The organism is Fulvivirga sp. M361 (genome assembly GCF_007097395.1).
In the GTDB taxonomy this organism is placed as follows: domain Bacteria; phylum Bacteroidota; class Bacteroidia; order Cytophagales; family Cyclobacteriaceae; genus Fulvivirga.
The window spans coordinates 49,237-68,088 of the sequence record NZ_VKDC01000010.1 but is presented as its reverse complement, the minus strand read 5'-3'; the positions used below and the strand labels follow the sequence as shown (position 1 = coordinate 68,088).

Annotated in this window: 14 protein-coding genes; 6 read left to right on the top strand and 8 right to left on the bottom strand. The window is 41.5% G+C overall.

Annotated features, from left to right (window positions below; translation table 11 throughout):
- Window positions 1-14: 14 nt before the first annotated feature.
- Both FNH22_RS13685 and FNH22_RS13680 read right to left on the bottom strand, forming a co-directional pair.
- A complete protein-coding gene (locus FNH22_RS13685; protein WP_143398965.1) occupies window positions 15-830 on the bottom strand; it encodes a lipopolysaccharide assembly protein LapB in 816 nt (271 codons plus the stop codon).
- 63 nt (window positions 831-893) lie between these two features.
- The gene (locus FNH22_RS13680) at window positions 894-1,196 is read right to left on the bottom strand and encodes an HU family DNA-binding protein (RefSeq protein WP_143398964.1); all 303 of its coding nucleotides are present in this window, start codon (window positions 1,194-1,196) and stop codon (window positions 894-896) included.
- A gap of 146 nt (window positions 1,197-1,342) precedes the next feature.
- Between FNH22_RS13680 and mutY the strand changes: the two genes are divergently transcribed.
- The 5 genes from mutY to recG are packed head-to-tail and all read left to right on the top strand — an operon-like array spanning window position 1,343 to window position 6,990.
- Window positions 1,343-2,413: an A/G-specific adenine glycosylase gene (gene mutY / locus FNH22_RS13675; protein WP_143398963.1), complete on the top strand. Its 1,071-nt coding sequence runs from the start codon at window positions 1,343-1,345 to the stop codon at window positions 2,411-2,413.
- 46 nt (window positions 2,414-2,459) lie between these two features.
- Window positions 2,460-2,909, top strand: a complete 450-nt coding sequence (gene ssb, locus FNH22_RS13670) for a single-stranded DNA-binding protein (protein ID WP_143398962.1) — start codon at window positions 2,460-2,462, stop codon at window positions 2,907-2,909.
- 34 nt (window positions 2,910-2,943) lie between these two features.
- Entirely contained in the window at window positions 2,944-4,284 is a 1,341-nt protein-coding gene (gene gldE, locus FNH22_RS13665) for a gliding motility-associated protein GldE (protein WP_143399039.1), read from the top strand.
- Complete coding sequence (gldD, locus tag FNH22_RS13660; protein ID WP_143398961.1) at window positions 4,265-4,864, top strand: gliding motility lipoprotein GldD; 600 nt, start codon at window positions 4,265-4,267, stop codon at window positions 4,862-4,864. Before gldE ends, gldD begins: the two co-directional genes overlap by 20 nt.
- Before the next feature lie 32 nt (window positions 4,865-4,896).
- Complete coding sequence (gene recG / locus FNH22_RS13655) at window positions 4,897-6,990, top strand: ATP-dependent DNA helicase RecG (protein WP_143398960.1); 2,094 nt, start codon at window positions 4,897-4,899, stop codon at window positions 6,988-6,990.
- 24 nt (window positions 6,991-7,014) lie between these two features.
- Here the strand turns inward: recG and arfB are convergent, their stop codons facing one another.
- The 5 genes from arfB to FNH22_RS13630 form a co-directional block, all read right to left on the bottom strand.
- Window positions 7,015-7,431: an alternative ribosome rescue aminoacyl-tRNA hydrolase ArfB gene (gene arfB / locus FNH22_RS13650; RefSeq protein ID WP_143398959.1), complete on the bottom strand. Its 417-nt coding sequence runs from the start codon at window positions 7,429-7,431 to the stop codon at window positions 7,015-7,017.
- 273 nt (window positions 7,432-7,704) lie between these two features.
- On the bottom strand, window positions 7,705-8,433 hold the full coding sequence (locus FNH22_RS13645) for a HisA/HisF-related TIM barrel protein (protein WP_143398958.1): 729 nt from the start codon (window positions 8,431-8,433) through the stop codon (window positions 7,705-7,707).
- Between the two features lie 198 nt (window positions 8,434-8,631).
- On the bottom strand, window positions 8,632-10,689 hold the full coding sequence (locus FNH22_RS13640; protein WP_143398957.1) for an OmpA family protein: 2,058 nt from the start codon (window positions 10,687-10,689) through the stop codon (window positions 8,632-8,634).
- Between the two features lie 7 nt (window positions 10,690-10,696).
- A complete protein-coding gene (locus FNH22_RS13635; protein ID WP_143398956.1) occupies window positions 10,697-11,731 on the bottom strand; it encodes a PorP/SprF family type IX secretion system membrane protein in 1,035 nt (344 codons plus the stop codon).
- Window positions 11,728-15,738, bottom strand: coding sequence for a PKD domain-containing protein (locus FNH22_RS13630; protein WP_143398955.1), 4,011 nt, complete (start codon window positions 15,736-15,738; stop codon window positions 11,728-11,730). The genes FNH22_RS13635 and FNH22_RS13630 overlap by 4 nt, the downstream gene beginning before the upstream one ends.
- 532 nt (window positions 15,739-16,270) lie before the next feature.
- On the opposite strand from FNH22_RS13630, the gene lysA reads away from it, so the two are divergent.
- Complete coding sequence (gene lysA, locus FNH22_RS13625; protein WP_143398954.1) at window positions 16,271-17,506, top strand: diaminopimelate decarboxylase; 1,236 nt, start codon at window positions 16,271-16,273, stop codon at window positions 17,504-17,506.
- Between the two features lie 217 nt (window positions 17,507-17,723).
- Here the strand turns inward: lysA and FNH22_RS13620 are convergent, their stop codons facing one another.
- Window positions 17,724-18,728: a carboxylesterase gene (locus FNH22_RS13620; RefSeq protein WP_143398953.1), complete on the bottom strand. Its 1,005-nt coding sequence runs from the start codon at window positions 18,726-18,728 to the stop codon at window positions 17,724-17,726.
- Between the last annotated feature and the right edge of the window lie 124 nt (window positions 18,729-18,852).

Below are 18,852 nucleotides of genomic sequence, written 5' to 3'. Positions count from 1 at the left end.
TTAACAATTTTTTATCAAATATTTTCTAAGTATGAATCTACCGTAGCTTGCACTGCCGGATCATCATCCAGAGATTTCACTAACAAAAACTGCTCTTTGGCCTTGTCTTTTTTACCAGTTTCCAGATAGCTGACACCTAGGAAAAATTGTGCCTGGGTATTGTCAGGATACAACTTAGCGAGGTTTGAAAAACGTTCCACTGCTTTATCATATTGGCCTGACTGCATAGAAAGAACACCCAAATTGAACAGAGCCTGCTCGTTTTGAGGGTCTTGTTGAAGGATTTCACGCAACATCATTATGCCCTGCATGGGATTTGGTGATGATACATAGGTCATGGCTAATTTATTTTTAATATCAAGATTCTCGGGCTGAGCCTCGAGAATCTTGATAAAATATACTTTAGCCTTTTCAGCCAGACTACTTCGTCTGGCTGCATCCATGGCAAAACCAAAAGCTTCATAATATGTGTTACCGGCCATCAGCCAGTTCCCCACTGTCGGAACCTTTTCAGCTATCAATTCAAAGAACCTGGCTGCACTGTCATATTTATTCAATGAAATATACAGTTTAGCCAAAGAGTCTGCAAAGATAAGACTTTTTTCAAAATCATCACTATGCGCCAACTGATCGTTAAGCTTATCTATCAGATCAGTCTGGTCGGAATTGAATTCCGCAGTATGGGGGTCTTCAGCACTAGGGGTAGTTGGCTCAGAGCTTTTTTCTCCTACACTTTTGGGGTCGTTATCAACGACTGACTTGGGGAGCAAAAACAAAACAACAACTAACGCGGCCGCTGCCACAAAAAGAAAAATCCTTGTCTTAAACATTACTTTATGTTTTGGATGGTAAAGTTCAAGGATTCATCTTTTATAATGAAGCTAATAACCGTTCTATCCGTTAATTTCTTTAACTTTTTTGCTTTCCTTGATCTTTTCTACAAAGACTTTGGAAGGCTTGAAACTTGGGATAAAATGTTCGTCAATGACAATGGCCGTATTCTTGGAGATATTTCTGGCAATTTTCTTCTTCCGTCTTTTGTTGACGAAACTTCCGAATCCACGTACGTAGATGTTTTTGCCTTCGGCCATTTCTTCTTTTACAATGCTGAAGAACGCTTCGATCGTTACCGATACGTCTTCCTTTGGAACTCCTGTTTTTTCGGAGATTTCTGAAATTACTTCTGCTTTAGTCACAATGAAAAAATTTTGTTAGTTGAATGGTTAGGTTTAGTTATAATTGCTCCGGTAGCAAAATTAAAGCGACTGCTGAGATATAAAAATTTAATCTTTCAAAAATCTAACACCATAAATCGCTTACAATTTATAACGAATAAAAAGTCTTGAACGATCTATTTTTTCCAAAAAAAGTTATTTCCTGGTATCATCAGCATAAGAGAGAGTTACCCTGGCGTAACACCCACGATGCCTACAAAATATGGCTCTCAGAGGTCATACTGCAACAAACCAGGGTCAAACAAGGCCTCCCATATTATGAACAATTTATCTCAAAATATCCAAATATTTTTGATTTAGCAAATGCCGAAGAACAAGATGTATTGAGAACTTGGCAAGGCCTAGGATACTATTCAAGAGCAAGAAACTTACATAAGTGCGCAAAGATAATTTGCACAAATTACGGTGGAAAATTCCCAAATACCTACAAAAGTATCCTAAAACTACCAGGAATCGGACCCTATACAGCAGCGGCTATTGCCTCTTTTGCCTTTGGGGAAAAGGTGGCTGTGGTAGATGGAAATGTTTATCGGGTGCTATCACGGATTTTTGGTATAAAAGATGATATTGCCACAGGCCCGGGACAAAAAGCTTTTGCACTAAAAGCCCAGCAATTGATAAGTGAAGATGATCCTGATATTTACAATCAGGGGATCATGGAATTTGGCGCTATACACTGCACTCCAAAACAGCCTGGATGTATGACCTGTATCTTTCATTTAGAATGTGAAGCCAGACGGAAAGGCATCCAGGATAAGCTACCTGTTAAATCAAAAAAACTTAAGGTGAGGAAACGTTATTTCAACTATATATGTATAAGGTATAACGATAAACTATTATTAAGGCAAAGGAAGAAGAAAGACATTTGGCAAGGCCTTTATGATTTCTACCTGGTAGAAACCAAACAGAAAGTAGAAATAGATGATTTAATAGCCACAGATGGTTTGGTGATGGAACTTGTCAGGGAAAAAGCTATGATGGAACTAAGTGAGGAATACGTTCATATTTTATCTCATCAACGTATATATACACGGTTTCTGACATTTCGAGTGAATGAATCTGAGGGATATATTAATTCTTCCGATCTGAAAGATCATCAGTTCTACGATCTAAATGATGTGATAGACCTTCCAAAGCCAGTTTTGATTTCACGTTATTTGAATGATACCTTTTTTTAATTAAATTTATTAGAAGATTAGTAGCTTTGCTAATTAAAAATGTGCCATGTCAGGAGTTAATAAAGTAATTATAGTAGGGCGATTGGGAAAAGACCCGGAGGTTAGACATTTGGAAAGCGGCGCTGCGGTGGCCAATTTTCCTGTTGCTACTTCTGAAGTATATAAAGACCGTAATACTGGTGAAAGACGTGAACAAACGGAGTGGCACAACGTGGTATTATGGAGAGGATTAGCGGATGTGGCAGAAAAATACCTGCGTAAAGGGGATATGGCCTATATTGAAGGTAAATTACGCACTCGTTCTTGGGAAAAAGACGGAGTTACCCGATATACTACTGAAATCGTTGGTGACAACATGACCATGTTATCGCCTAAAGGCACTAACGAAGGTGGTGCTATGTCCGGCGCTGCTGGTACTAGTGCAACACCAGCACAGGCAAATACACCGACTGCCGACATTAGCATGGACAGCGAGTCAGATGATTTGCCGTTCTGATTGTGATATTAATACCTGATTTTTGGAAACAACCATAGACGAACCTCCTAGTTTACTTTTAACAGAAGTTTTGTTCAGAGGGGATACGCTCTTTTTCATCGTCAGTGGTCTGGTGCTACTCGTACTTTTGATACTTTCCGCACTGATCAGTGGTTCGGAGGTGGCCTTTTTTTCATTTACCCCAAAAGACATAGCCACATGTAAAGACTCTGACCGGTCGGCTGACAGGAAAATAGTATCACTGATTAAAAATCCGAAATTGTTACTTGCTACCATCTTAGTCGGCAACAATTTTATCAATGTAGGCATTGTAACCCTTTCCACCTTTGTAATGTGGGAAGCTACAGGCACTAAAAGTAGTGAAGGTGAATTGATCGCAATTTTAACACTGATCATTACTTTTTTCATTGTTTTCTTTGGCGAAGTACTTCCTAAAGTTTATGCGACTCCTAATAATCTGTCTTTCGCCAGGTTTACATGTCATTTTATTAAAGTTTTAGAGGTAATATTCATGCCCTTAAGCTGGATACTCATGTCAATGAGCAATGTCATTGACAAACGATTTCAGAAAAAAGGATATGATATTTCTGTTGAAGAGCTACACCAGGCCCTGGAACTTACCACTGAGAACGAAGAAACAACCGAAGAGGAAAAAGACATCCTTAAAGGCATTGTCAATTTTAGTACACTCACAGTGAAACAAGTCATGAGGTCGAGGATGGACATCAAAGCCTTCGATAGTGAAATACACTTTCATGACCTCATGGATAAGATCAATAAATCGGGGTTCTCCAGAGTACCTGTATTTACGGAAACCATTGATAATATAGATGGAATATTGTACATAAAGGATTTACTTCCACACACTGACCAGGATGAACACTTCAAATGGCAGAAATTACTGCGACCTGGATTTTTTGTCCCTGAGACAAAAAAAATTGACAGCTTACTGAAAGATTTTCAAGAGAAAAGGGTCCATATGGCGATTGTTGTAGATGAATATGGAGGCACCTCCGGCCTCATCACACTTGAAGATATCATCGAAGAAATAGTAGGGGAGATCAATGATGAGTTTGACGATGAAGATGTGATCTATAATAGGATAGACCATCAAACGTATGTATTCGAAGGAAAAACAACACTCAACGATTTTTGTAAGCTGGTAGATGAGAGTCCCACGACTTTTGACACTGTCAAGGGAGAAAGTGAATCTTTAGGTGGTCTCTTACTGGAAATTAACTCCAGGCTGCCTTCCGCCGGTGAGCGTATTAACTTTGATAAGTTTGTGTTCACTGTTATGGCTGTTGACAATAAAAGGATAAAAAAGGTGCGTGTCCGTATCAAAGAAGAAGATCATGCGAAAGCGGTTAAATAGTGGATTACTTGTCTTGTTGGTGTTAACTGTTGTGGCTTGTGAGAGCGATTATGTGCCTAAGCCCAAGGGATATAATCGTTTTGACCTTCCGGAACATGAATATGTAAGCCTGGCAGACACACTGCCTTACCGGTTTGAATACTCTAAATATGCCAGGGTGTTAAAAGACTCTTCGTGGATTTCAGACCCTTACTGGATAGAGATCTATTATCCTGATTTTAAGGCCGATGTTCATATCACATACAAGACCATTTCAAATCAAGACTCATTGAAAGAGTATTTGAATGACGCTTATTTTTTAACAGCCAAACACCAAATAAAAGCACGTTCCATTGATGAAAGCATCACCCGAACTCCTTCAGGAAAGACAGTGGTATACGCTGAGCTATCTGGTGAAGTACCCAGCCAGTTCCAGTTTTTTACGACTGATTCAACACGACATTTTTTGAGGGGTGCATTGTACTTCAATACAGCCGTGCAAAATGACTCGTTAAAACCAGCCATTGACTTTGCCAAGATAGACATTGTACATATGATGAATACCTTGCAATGGAATACTAAAAATGGAGGTAAGCCTTAGCATTTTTCCACTCGGATATTTAGTTTGCACTGATGCACGGTTTCTTCGATACACCTATCGAATTTCTGAAGGGTGTAGGTCCACAGAAAGCTGCCCTTTTTAACAAAGAGCTTAAGATCTTCACTTATGGTGACCTTATTCAATACTATCCTTATCGCTATGAAGACCGTACCCGGTTCTATGCTGTTCGTGATATAGATGCTTCTATGCCTTATATACAACTAAAAGGCAAGATCCGGCATATGGAAACAGTAGGCCCGCCGCGTAAACGCCGGCTGGTAGTATATTTTAAGGATGACACAGGTGAAATAGAACTGGTATGGTTTAAAGGAGTGGACTGGGTGATGAAGAAATTACAACCCGGGGTGGAATATGTGGTATTTGGCAGGCCTTCTGCCTTTGGACGTAAAATTAACATGGCACATCCTGAGATAGAGGTGTTGACCAACTTTAATATTCAGGGAGGTTATCTTCAGCCGGTGTACTCCACTACAGAGCTATTGAAAAGGAAGTACCTGGATAGCAAAGCCATTGGAAAGCTGATGAAGACGCTGTCCGACATGGCAAAACCTAAAGTTAGTGAGACCCTGCCGTCGACTGTGCTTGATGACTATCGGTTGGTTGGTAAGGAAGAAGCCATCCGTCAAATACATTTTCCGGAAGACAATGATGCCTTACAAAAGGCACGGTTTCGCTTGAAATTTGAAGAGCTGTTTTATGTACAGCTTCGGCTTCTTAAGCTCAAAATTGCCCGAATGGACAAATTTCGGGGGATGGTGTTCGATAAGGCCGACCTGTTGAGTAAATTTTACAATCATCACTTGCCTTTTGAACTTACCAATGCACAGAAGAGAGTGATCAAGGAGATTTATCGGGATATGCGATCAGCCAAGCAAATGAACCGATTGCTGCAGGGGGACGTAGGTAGTGGTAAGACCATCGTAGGGTTCATCTGTATGCTATTAGCAGTGGATGCAGGAACCCAGGCGGCACTAATGGCTCCTACGGAAATCCTTGCGATACAACACTATCATGGCTTGAAGGAACATGCGGATAAAATGGGTTTGAGAATAGCATTGCTCACGGGCTCTACCAAAACCAGCGAACGGAAGATCATCCATCAATATTTGAAAAGTGGCGAATTACATATCCTGGTAGGTACGCATGCGCTTATTGAAGAGAAAGTCCAGTTTCAAATACTGGGATTGGCCTTGATAGATGAACAACACCGTTTTGGAGTGGCCCAGCGTTCAAAGCTCTGGCAAAAAAATAAAGAAGTATATCCTCATGTCCTGGTAATGACGGCCACACCCATACCCAGGACATTGGCCATGACACTGTACGGTGATTTGGACGTTTCTACTATAGATGAGCTGCCTGCAGGACGTAAACCTATTCAAACCGTGCATCGGTATGACTCCAATCGACTCAAGGTAAATGGCTTTATAAAAGAGCAGGTAGACCTGGGGAGACAAGTATATGTTGTGTATCCTTTGATCGAGGAATCAGAGAAGTTGGACCTTAAACATCTTGAAGACGGCTATGAGAGCATTTGCCGAGCCTTTCCCGGCTTACCTGTCAGCATCGTACACGGGAAGATGAAATCGGAGGCCAAGGACTTTGAAATGAACCGTTTTGCAAAAGGAGAAACAAAGATCATGGTAGCTACCACGGTCATTGAAGTAGGTGTGAATGTTCCTAACGCTACGGTTATGGTTATTGAAAATGCTGAGCGTTTCGGACTTGCCCAGTTGCACCAGCTAAGGGGACGTGTAGGACGTGGGGCAGACCAATCCTATTGCATACTCATGACCAGTTTTAAACTCTCCAAAGAAGGTAAGGTGAGAATAGAAACTATGGTACGTACAAATAACGGCTTTGAAATAGCCGATACTGACCTTAAGCTACGTGGTCCGGGAGATTTAACAGGGACACAGCAAAGTGGGGTGTTGGACCTGCTCATTGCCGACCTGGGGAAAGACGGCAATATCTTACAGGAAGCGCGTATAGCGGCACAAGCCATTCTGGCCAAAGACCCTGACCTGTCACTTCCGGAAAACTTTAATGTGAAAAAGCAAGTAGAAGCACAGAAGAAAACAGTGGTGAATTGGAGCCGGATTAGTTGACCTCTAAACTCCTTAGGAACCTCCTCATAGTTTCTGCCTCATTTTTTTCTTTTCTGCGTGCAGTTTCTTTTCCTTTAACCGCTTTTCTATGGCGGCTTTACCCGGCTTAGTCGGTTTTCTAACCACTTTTTTTGTAAATGCCTTGGAGAGCAGGCGATCTAGTTTCTTGAAGGCTAGTTCTTTATTTCTGAGCTGAGACCTTTTACTATCTGCAGTGATGATCAGCACCCCTTCTTTCGTGATTTTTGATGAATGTCTGGCTTTAATAATTTTTTTTTCGAGATCAGTGAGCAACTGTGATTGGCCTACATCAAAAGACAGTTGGACTTTAGTTTCTACTTTGTTCACATGTTGTCCTCCCGGGCCACCACTCCTGGAAGTAGATACTTTTACTTCAGCTTTAATATCACTTACGCTGACTTTTCTCCGCTGCTTAGCCATATGTAAACTTAGGAAAGTGTTGTTTGCCAGCAAAGTCCGGGATAACGAACTATCCATCTGATATTACTATGCTATATAGCCTTGCTGGCGAAATGCTAAACTGATTTGTGATGAGAAATAAACTGAGTTAATAAGAGGTATTGAGATAACATAGTGGATAACCTGCAAATGAATAAGATCCAGGTTAAGAACATTGAAAGTGTCTTCTCATTACTTCAATAGATATACCGGTATGGCATATAGTACACCGAAGTGACTACACACTTTAGAAAATCACGTTTTTACAATGAACTTCTCCAGCTCTTTTAGCTTAATGCGCCCTTCATAAAATGCCTTTCCAAAGATCACAGCAAAAACACCTGCATCATTTAACGCTTCTATATCTTCAATATTCCGTACTCCGCCGCTGGCCAATACACAAATATCGGGAAACCTGTCCAGCATTTGCCGGTATAATTCAATGGAAGGACCTTCTAACGTTCCGTCTTTCGATATATCTGTGGCTTTAACATACTTGAGTCCTCGTGAATAAAAATAATCGATATGATCAAGAATATCGACATCGGTGTCTTTTTGCCAACCACGGACCGCAATCTTGTGATTTCGTGCATCCGCACCAAGTGTGATTTTTTCCCTGCCATAAGAGATGATCCAGGACGCAAACAGTTCCTTACGACTCACTGCAATACTGGCAGCAGTAATGTAGCTGGCCCCATACTCGTAAGCTTTGCTGATATCACCGTCGGTATGGATACCTCCCGTAAAATCTACTTTCACGCCTGTATGGCCAGCTATGGCCTCTAATATATGATAATTAACGGGCTGACCCCTTGTCGCACCGTCCAGGTCTACCAAATGAATAACCTCTACGCCATGATCTTCAAAGCTCTTGGCTAAATCTACCGGACTTTCATCATAGACCTTTTCATCAGAAAGATTGCCTTGCTTCAGTCGAATAACTTTGCCGTCTTTAAGAATAATAGAAGGTATAATTTGAATCATGTGTTGACGTGGGTCTTATTAGATTTCTCGCTTGTGTCCCTGACAGATTTTAGTGGTAAATACACTCGACACATTATCTTAGAGGGAACAGGAAAAATACGAAAAATAGAGTGAAATTACAAGGTTCATTTCTTTTGAGAACCCGGAATATATATCACTCCCTGGCCTTGGCGGAAGTTCCTGGTTTCATACAAATTGCTACTTGGAATCCAGGATTTTAATCTCGGTTCGCCGGTTCAGTCTGCGTCCATCGGGGTTATCAGATCCGTCCGGCAATTGGTTGTCGGCGATGGGTTTGCTTTCACCATAACCAATTGGTAGTAATCTTTTTTCTGCGATACCGGATGAAATCAGATGATCGGCAATCACTTCTGCACGTTTTTGAGATAATGACCTGTTATGTTCTTCGCCACCTTTATTGTCCGTATGTCCGCCTATTTCTATACTTACCTTTGGATTATTTTCTAAAAAGCGCTGGAGAACGGATAAGTCTTCATAAGCTTCAGGTTTAATTTCTGCAGCGTCAAAATCAAAATATATATGCTCCATAATAAATATAGCGCCTACTTCTAACGGCTGCTTCAATATATCTTCCGATAATACCCGGACCTCTTTTTTACCTACACTTTTAAGTTTTTGAAGCCAATGAAAGTCATTAAACATAGGGATAGTGAGGCTGTCCTTATATTGCTCCTTCAACTCGCTTATTTTAAGATAGTGGGTTTCGTAACCCTCTTTTTTGACCACCAGGAAGGCATCTTGTCCGCTGCTGTATTCTATTTTGAAATGCCCGTTTTTATCCGACTCAGTGAACCAATTAACACTGTCCGGGAATTCCAGGTGTTCCAGGTCAGCTAAACCCAATTGTACCTGATCTAACGTATGCTGGCTTGAATCACCTTTTACAATAATTCCTTCCAGCAATGAAGCCGGTGTATAATCAAAGTAGTAGATATCGTCACAGCAATTGGGGTTTGATACCGACTTGCTACCGGTGCGATTTGAGACAAAAGTGCCGTTCTCAAGATATTTTCTCCAGCTAAAATAGGTGTCATCATAACCAGAGTTGATGGCTTCAAGGTTTACGGGGCGTTTCCAACTTTTTAGCGAGCCATACGATTTGAAAATGTCATAACCGCCTTTACCAAAATGAAAGTCGGAGCTAAAATAAAGTTCATTGGTCTCGTAGTGATAGAATGGCGTGATCTCATTCCCCATGGTGTTTATGGCAGCACCACAGTTTACAGGTGGGGTCGTTTTATCCATTAGCGAATACCATATGTCATTACCTCCCCTGCCGCCCGGGCGGTTTGATACAAAATACAATACTTCCTGATTTTTTCTTCTGTATCGCCTGACTCCAAAAGCCGGTTGGGTATTGGTGTAACCGGTTTTGTTAATATCATATTTTAATTTGACGGGCTTCGTCCAGACTTTACCTCTTTTTTCACTGAGATATATAGCACACCTTACTTCCTGGCGTCTGTTTTCCTGGCAATAGGTAAAGGCAAATTTACTTCCATCAGCAGAAAAGGTGCCATTTGCCGTATGGTACAATTCATGTGAAAACGATTCAAATTCGACAGGGTCACTCCAGCCTTTCTTACGGTCCGTGAGGAATATTCTGTTGGGTTGGTAAAAAGCCCCATCGTTAGTGAGCAAAGTGTCTGACTTGAGTGATGTAAAAAGCATCCGGTTATCGTCCATCCATACCGGGCCAAAATCCGAATATCCTGAGTTTATGGTCAATGGAGAGATCACGTATTCATTTAAGATTGTTTTATCGGCTGCTTTCATTCGTAAATCACATGCCCTTAGTTGCTGATTCGCCATTCTCTTCATAGCCCTGAAATCCGCCGCATTTGGTCTGAGTCTGATAAAGTCAAAGAAAAGCTTCCTTGCCTGTTCGTATTTTTCTTCTGCCATAAGACTGGAGGCGTTGTAGTAGAAGGCTTTATAATATTTATTTCTGAGCCCTTTTTTATGTTCTATCAGCTTCATCAATCGTTTGTAGGCTGATAACGCTGCCGTATGATTACGTGAATGATGATGTGCATTTCCCAGGTTATACCAGACCTGAGGATCTGTTGGGTGACTTGCTGCTTTTGATTCCAGAAGTGCAGCGGCGCTGTAGTAGTCATTTTGAGTAAAAAACTGCTTTACAGTGCGATCATGGATGCCCTGGGCATTCAGGGGATGGTTAACACCACTGGTGATGAATAAAAAAAGGCTAATACTTAATATTATACACCTCATACTTTTCTCAAAAAAACCTGCATGGAACTGTTCGGGTACCTGATCCTGCTACTTTGAAACCCCTAAAACTCAGAGTAACCTCAATACCCCCCGGACGACTCAGCCCATTAATTTCCCTTAGGGTGTTTAAAGGTTGGGACACAAAGTCATAGCTTACGTTGATATCATAGTTTTTATAAGACAATCCAGCGTAAGCCACGTAGGCCACATCCATCTGGCGAAATAAACCCAGAGATAACATAACTCCTTTTAAATGAAACGGCGTATAATGACCAATAACCCCCAACATTAGTTCAGACGCATTAGACTGTGATATGACTTGCACATGAGATTCTAATCTGACCCTGGAAGAAACACGGTAATTGTAAAACCCCCTGGCGAGCCACTCCGAATGCTTATAGTCGCTGGAATCACTTTCGCTGATAAAGTTTTCCTGTTCCGGAATAAAGCCAAATGAAGCCAGGGAAGCACCCAATTCTGTTTTAGGATTAAGCAGAAAACTATAGGAGATACTACTACCTAAATCCAGGTTTTTAATGCGGTCGTTCAGAAAAGATTCTCCACTGGACATATCAGGATGAAGTAAAAAGCCTTGGTATTGACTTTCAAAAATCAGGGAACTATAGTCTACGGAAGAGAACTTATAATCGATATTGATCCCGAAGGATATTTTGTGTCTTTCCTGAAAGTCAGGATTGATGTGATAGGCCAGGGCGATACCGACTTGCTGATTTTGCATAAGATCACTGCCTAAATGATCATCTAAAAGATATATGCCAAAACCCCATGAGTCCTGTGTGGAAAAAACATTCCCCATGCGGACATCACCGCTTATGGCAAACGTGCTAAACTCTGCATCTATGCTTTTCCATTGTTGACGATACAGTGCATTCAGGCGATAGTCATAGTTGCCATTGCCGGTTTGAGACGGATCTGAATACAGTGGAAAATTGAAATATTGCGTGAAATTGATATTCTGACTTTTTGTAGCGTATGCAAATGCCATCTGGATAAATAACAGAAGAATACATTTTATCTTCATCTTATCAAAGTTATGTTCTTCTTGTAGTTGAACTGTTTACCGTATGCGCCGGTGGCTTTGACCTGCGCGAGGTAAACACCCGAAGGTTGAAGTTGACCGTGATATGTGCCGTCCCATGCGGCATCCAGATTACCGCTGCCGTTGAACACAATTAGTCCGTTTCTGTCATAAAGTTTGAAGTCTATCAGATTATCAATACCTTGATGAATAAGTCTGAGCACATCATTCAGATCATCACCGTTCGGGCTGAAAGCTGTTGGGAGTTCCAGGTAAACATTCAGGTCAAGTAAAATTTCCAGCGTATCCGTGCAGCCTACTGAGTTAACTACGGCATGAACTAACGGATAACGGTCTATGGCCGTATAGGTATGTATCGGGTCTTTTTCATAGGAAATAGTGCCGTCTCCAAAATCCCAGTAGTAATCTGTTATCGTTCCCTCGGAATCGTCAAAAAATGTTGTTGGCTTGAATGCTTCAACAAAAGTGGTCATGATGTCTATTCTTGCAATGGGCGCTTCTTTGACGAAGACTTCATTCGTCACAGTATCTTTGCAACCGAGTGAAGAAGTTGCCACAAGGCTTACAGGGTGTAATCCCGGGTCTGGAAAAAAGAAAGAAGCATTTTCCGAATCTGAAGTTGAACCGTCCGGAAATAACCATTGATATGCCTGTATATCTCCATCTCCGGGTAAAGAAGTATTTACAAAAGTGGCCGAATTTCGCGCGCATATCGTGTCGTAGGTAAATGCCGTTTGCGGCGGCATCAGAACATTCACTGTTTTGCTGATCGAGTTTTCACACCCTGAAAAGCTGTTGAAAACAGTTAATGTTACATCGTAATTGCCACCTTTATCATAGATATGCTCGGTTAGCGGAATCGGAACCTGACCTTCGATAAAACTTCCATCACCAAAATCCCACCGGTAGTCTGTTATGTTCTCCAGGGTATCCCGAAAAACCTCGGTAATGATCAGGGGAGCGTGAGGGCATATCCCTGTTTCTCCCTCAAAATCCGGCACCACCAGCCGATCGATAAATTGATTTATGACTCTTCTTGTTTCGCAGCCCTGGTCGTCGGTAACGGAAAGTTCAATCCGGTAATTACTGCGCTCGGTAAAAGTATAGCTGCTTGTAAAAGCTTCAACGGTCTGACTCGTTCCTTTTTTAACATTTATAAACTCCCATTTGGCTGAAACGATGTTATCGTCCGTTTCAAAGGCAAACTGCACTTCCTCATCTCTGCAATACCTGTTAAGGTCTGTTGTTATAGTCACGTCAGGTAAAGGGTTCACCTCAACTCTTTGTTGAAAATCAGCGAAGCAGGTATCAGTGGCGAATGGATTAAAGTTGTATTGCACATTATATGAAACGTCATATGACCCACTGGCCGGATAGGTATAGCTGATGTTTTTGGAAGATAAAATAAGCCCGTTATCCAGGTCCCAGCTTTCACTGTTAATATGAGTGCCAGATACTCCTGTCCCGGTAATGGTCTCATTAAGGCAGATCTCCCCTGATGCCGGACTTACAGAAAAGGCATTATCTATACCGGTATTGTAAACGGGCCATTTAAGTGTTGTGGAGCAACCGTCTGAGTCATTTACAGTGAGGGTAACTATATAATTTCCTTCTGAACTAAACCTGTGGGTTGGGTTAGTTAAGTTGGATGTATTCCGGCTACCCGAAGCAGGGTCACCAAAATCCCATTGCCATTGTGTAAGTGTATTGGTAGCGGAAATGGATCGATCCAGGAATGCTACCGTATCGCCTTTTTGACAGTAAGGTTCGTAGTTGAAAAGTGTTTCCAGTGGATAGGTGACGGTCAGCTGCCTTGTGTCATAACAGGCACTGTCATCGGTTACAAGGACCCTGTAAGTTCCTGGGACATTTATCATGATGTCCTCCGAAGTGATGGACGTAGGCTGATTGTCTGTAAACCACTGATATCGCAACTTACCGTTCCCTGGATGGAGAAGTTCTGTTTTAATCAGACTGTCGGGAGAACTGCACACCAGGTAGAAGTCATTGGGAATAATATTGAGATTCGGGCTTTGTAAGACTTTCGTGCTTTCTGTTGTAGACGAAAAGCAACTAAATTCATTTTTCACCTTTACCTCTGCAGTATAGGTGCCGCCGGTTGTATAAGCATGAGGTATGGCATTGCACGTTATTGCCGGAAGAGGCACACAGTCGTCGACAGTACCGTCACAGATTACTTCAGGGCGGACTATACAGGTATCAATAGCACCGTCACCAAAGTCAACGATCACTTCAGAAAATGAATTACATGGATCGGTATTTTTTGGAAATACCAAAACGGTAACAGAAGAAGGTGATGAACATCGGCCGACAATTGAAACATTGACAGCAGGAGGTTCACATATTTTAATGTCCTTTGAAATGGTATATGTACAAGGTGCCGGGGCATCGTCTTTCACCGTAAGCTTTACGGAATATCTGCCGGAAGCCGTATATGTATGCCTGGGGTCTTTGCTGGTAGATGTTGTCCCATCTCCAAAATCCCAAAGCCAGGAGGCGATGTTTTTGGTGGAGGAATTATTAATGGTAGTATCGGTAAAGGCAGTGGTTAGCCCGAAACATAAAGAATCCGCTTTGAACCCTGGTAAAAATTCGGGAAATAGAGTAATGCTATCTTTTGCGACACATCCTGTTATGTTGTCGTTAATGGTGAGAAAATACTGGCCAATCCCTGCGTTGAGAGAGGTTCCGAATGAACCGTCATCCCAGGCATAGGTATAATCACCACTTCCTCCGGAAACGGTTGGGGCAAGTAAAACCCGGGCATTGCAATTCAAAGGAAGGTCGGCGCCAAGGTCAAATAGTGGTAGGTTAACATATATTTGATAGGTTTTAGTAGTAATACCGGGTTCCGGGCACTTGTCATCTGACACGCTAACAACGAAGGAGTAAATGCCTACGTCACTTGTTGTAGTCCTCCATCTGAATCGTCCCAGGGGTACTGTACTGTTATTATTGGCCACTTGAAAAACTCCGGGATCTCCACTCAACAGCTCCATTTTAAGAGGTACTACATCATCATCCTGAGCGAATATTTCAAGACTAATGGAGTCTCCTGCACAAACACTGATGGAGTCAGTATTTATGCTGGTAAAGTCAGATAAAACCGGCAGGTTGTTACTACAATCTATGGTAGTCATTTGTATGGCCCTTTTTACCCATCCTATCAGCTTTCCGTTTCTGTATTCCTCTACTTTAAAATCCGTAATACCTATTTCTAACATATTGGCCTCAAACATTAAGTCACCGGTGTTTGCGGACAAGTCAGGGGTAGATGGAAATGTCAGAAAATTTTGTTCATTATAGCCCGTCTTAAAAACGACATCCATATTATAATCACTTTTAGGAGTTACCAGCGAATATCTTAACACATCTCCATCCCTCTCCTCTGTCGCATTATTTAACGTTTGTGGTGAATTGATACATGCAGTAATTACCGCTGAATTGCTAAAAGAGGGTGAATTATTACAGGATACATCCAGGTTGTTCAGTGAAGCATCCAGAAAAAAGTCTTCTTCCTCCGGTAGCAATAATGTAGTGATCTGCTCACTTCTGGCGGAGCGTTTCCAGAAAAAGCGCCAATCCCCGGCCCTCGGTTGACCGCTGAGATTAACGGTCCCCTCATAAAGCACCTTTTCTACGCCACGGGCACCTCCTCCGGAACAATCTGTAAGTAACGCATCACAAAACAGGGGTACCTCCTGTTGAGAAATTTTGAATACATTGAATGAAAGGGGAGATTCAGGAACTATATTTAACTCTGTGGCATAGTACCGAATAGGATAAAATGATTCCAGCACTGCTTCAGAACCACATTCTGAATAGACAGTTAAACTAAATTTGTAGTTGTTTCCTCCGAGACAGTTATATGTCAATTCGCCCCCTATAATGTGCGTGGCATACAAGCTGCTTATATTGAGGGTGAACAAAAAGAAAGCAAAGCCACCTAAACGATAAAAGGACTTCATGGAAACCAACTACTTTAACCTCAAATAAAGTACTTTTTAAGTAAATAGGAGCCTGTTTTGGTTATTTAATGACCAAAATTATACATTGTAAAAATTGTATTTTACGCTGTTCAAGTTTGGCCTCATCGTTCCAATTCTCTATAAGAATTTGACTTTCAGATACTTTGGGCTAATAAAGCCCTGTACATTTTCATTGAGTAGCGTATTTGTTTTTTTAATAAATGCGTGTAAAAATCACATCCGGAAAGAAGCGACTCAAAGGCCCGGGTTTATAACGGTTTAACATGCTTTAACACCGCTTACCCTTTTTTTATATTTTATCGCATTTGTTTATCGTTTTTAATATTAAACAAACACAAATAACATCTTACCGAGAGGCATATTGAAATAAAATACTACAGCTCAAAATAACACGATCAGGAAATAACAACATCCAAGAGCGATATGGTGAACGTATCGCTCTTTTTATTCACCCGTTCTTCATACAATAAGAGATTAGTTTTGTTATTTTGCTTTTTTATTGCTTTTCAGAATGGAATTAAAGAACAACGTTTACAAAATACAAGGCCTTAATGTCAAGGATATTGCGCGCAAGTTTGGTACTCCTTTATATGTATATGATGCAGATAAAATCGTTAGTCAGCTTCAATCTTTGAAGAACGCTTTCTCTGAGCAAAACATCCGTATTAAGTATGCTGCAAAGGCGCTTACCAATATTTCTATTCTGAAATTAATGAAAAAGCATGGGGCTGGAGTAGATGTAGTGTCTGCCCAGGAAGCAGATATTGCTCTTGCAGCCGGCTTTGAGCCACAGCATATCCTGTTTACACCAAATTGCGTGTCTTTTGAAGAGATCCAGGAGGCAGTGGATAAGGGGCTAATGATTAATATAGATAACATTTCCATACTCGAGCAGTTCGGTCATAAGTATCATGATAAGGTCCCTTGTTGTGTGCGGTTGAACCCTCATATCATGGCAGGTGGAAATACCAAGATATCTACGGGGCATGTGGATTCGAAATTTGGAATATCCATCTATCAGCTACCTCATTTGTTACGCGTCATCAAATCAAATAATATCAATGTTACCGGATTACACATGCATACCGGCTCCGATATACTTGATGCTGAGGTATTTCTTAAAATGGCTGAGATACTCTTTGGGCTTGCACAGGATTTTCCAAATTTGCAGTTTATTGACTTTGGGAGTGGTTTCAAAGTAGGCTATAAAGAGGGGGACATTACTACGAATGTTTATGACCTGGGCATGAAACTCGGAAAGGCCTTTGATAATTTTTGTAATGCATATGGCCGTAAATTGGAAATGTGGTTTGAGCCGGGTAAATACCTCGTGAGTGAAGCGGGGGTGTTATTGGTAAAAGTCAATGTGATCAAAACTACTCCGGCTACGGCCTTCGTAGGTGTGGACTCGGGTATGAACCACCTGATGAGGCCAATGATGTATGATGCCTATCACGAGATCGTTAACATTTCCAACCCGAACAGCATACAGCGTGTGTACACGGTAGTAGGATATATCTGCGAAACGGATACATTTGGCTGGGACAGAAAGATCCACGAAGTGCGCGAAGGAGATCTTCTGGCAATTAAAAATGCCGGTGCTTATGGCTTTTCTATGGCGTCCAATTACAATTCCAGGTATCGGCCTGCCGAGGTGCTGGTGTATAATGGAGAAGCTCATTTAATTAGAGAACGTGAAAATATGGAGGATATATTGAGAAAGCAGGTGGTGCTGGACCTGGATTAGGCCTTCCTGAAGGTATTTTTGACCTGATGCAACTTCTGTTGTGTCATTCTCCGGTCTTGCTGGCTTAAGTGCTTTTTAAAAAGATTGATGCATTACCCTGAACCTTTGCCGGAATAAAACGCTTCAGACAGGGTATGAAAATATGGATTGTCATTAAGAGCTGGTTTCTTGGCTTCAAGAATGGCCTCTTCAGCTATATATCTTACAAAAGCTGTTTTTAATTTTGATGTACAGGAAGAAGTCCTACGATTTCTTCCAGAAAAGCAAAAGTTTCTGATCTGACAGAAGATAAGTCCTTTGAGGTAAAGTGAGAAGCTATCACATGGTGTCCGACATTAGGAAAGGCCACTTCTCTTTTTTTGTCATCCGGAGTGCCTAATTGATGGAACATCTCTTTCATAGCTACCACCGAGACAGTGCTGTCCATGGCAGCATCACTTTTATAATAATATCCTAAAAAGGTTGGTTGGTTAATGTGTTCAAACGTTTCTTTGGTCATGGTGGCATCCAGTAGTATACGAAGTTGCACAGCGGCTTCCAGCCTGTATTTATTAGTCCAGAAATTTGCTCTGCCACTATCCAGTTCCCATTGGTTATAGTCGCCACCTACTACCATACGTGCTATTTGCAATCCCCACGGTTTAGACAGTAGCTTGGCTGCGGGATCAAAAATATCAATGTTGGGAGAGTACAGTATGATAGCGGCGATATCAGGGTCATTTTGGGCCAGGTATAGACCTAACGTACCACCAGTAGAGGTGGTAAGCAAGATCACTTTTTTGCCCAATTGTTTGGCTATGGCCAGGGATTGTTTCGCAGAATTTACGAGTCCGTCTACCGTGAGATGAAGCATAGGTTCTTCTTCCGTTATTCCATGTCCTTCAAGGCGCGTGAGGAAAAGGTTACAGCCATAACGCCGGGCTATCTCAGTATGAAGTGGTGAACCCTCTTCGTGGCTTGCTGAAAAGCCATGAAGATACACAATGGAGTAGGGTGTCTTTTTGTATTCAGAAGAGTCTGCCCAAATGATCCTGGCATGATTTCCTTGCTTAATACTGGTTAATGCACTTTCTGCCTGGTTAATGCTATCTTCGAGGTATTTCAGGTCAGAGGAAACCATGGCGGGAGCTGTAGTTAATACCGGGTTTTCACCTTTGGGCCCAAGGAAGTAGACCAATGCCAGAACAATTATCACTGCCGCCAACCATTTTAATACCTTCATACTATAAATTTTAATTGCCAATAATTAACTGATCCAACGCTTGTTTATTGTAAACTTCTGATCTGTGTAAGTTAAAGATAATGAGTTTTTGCTTTTCAACGGAACCATTTTGTATTCATACAAA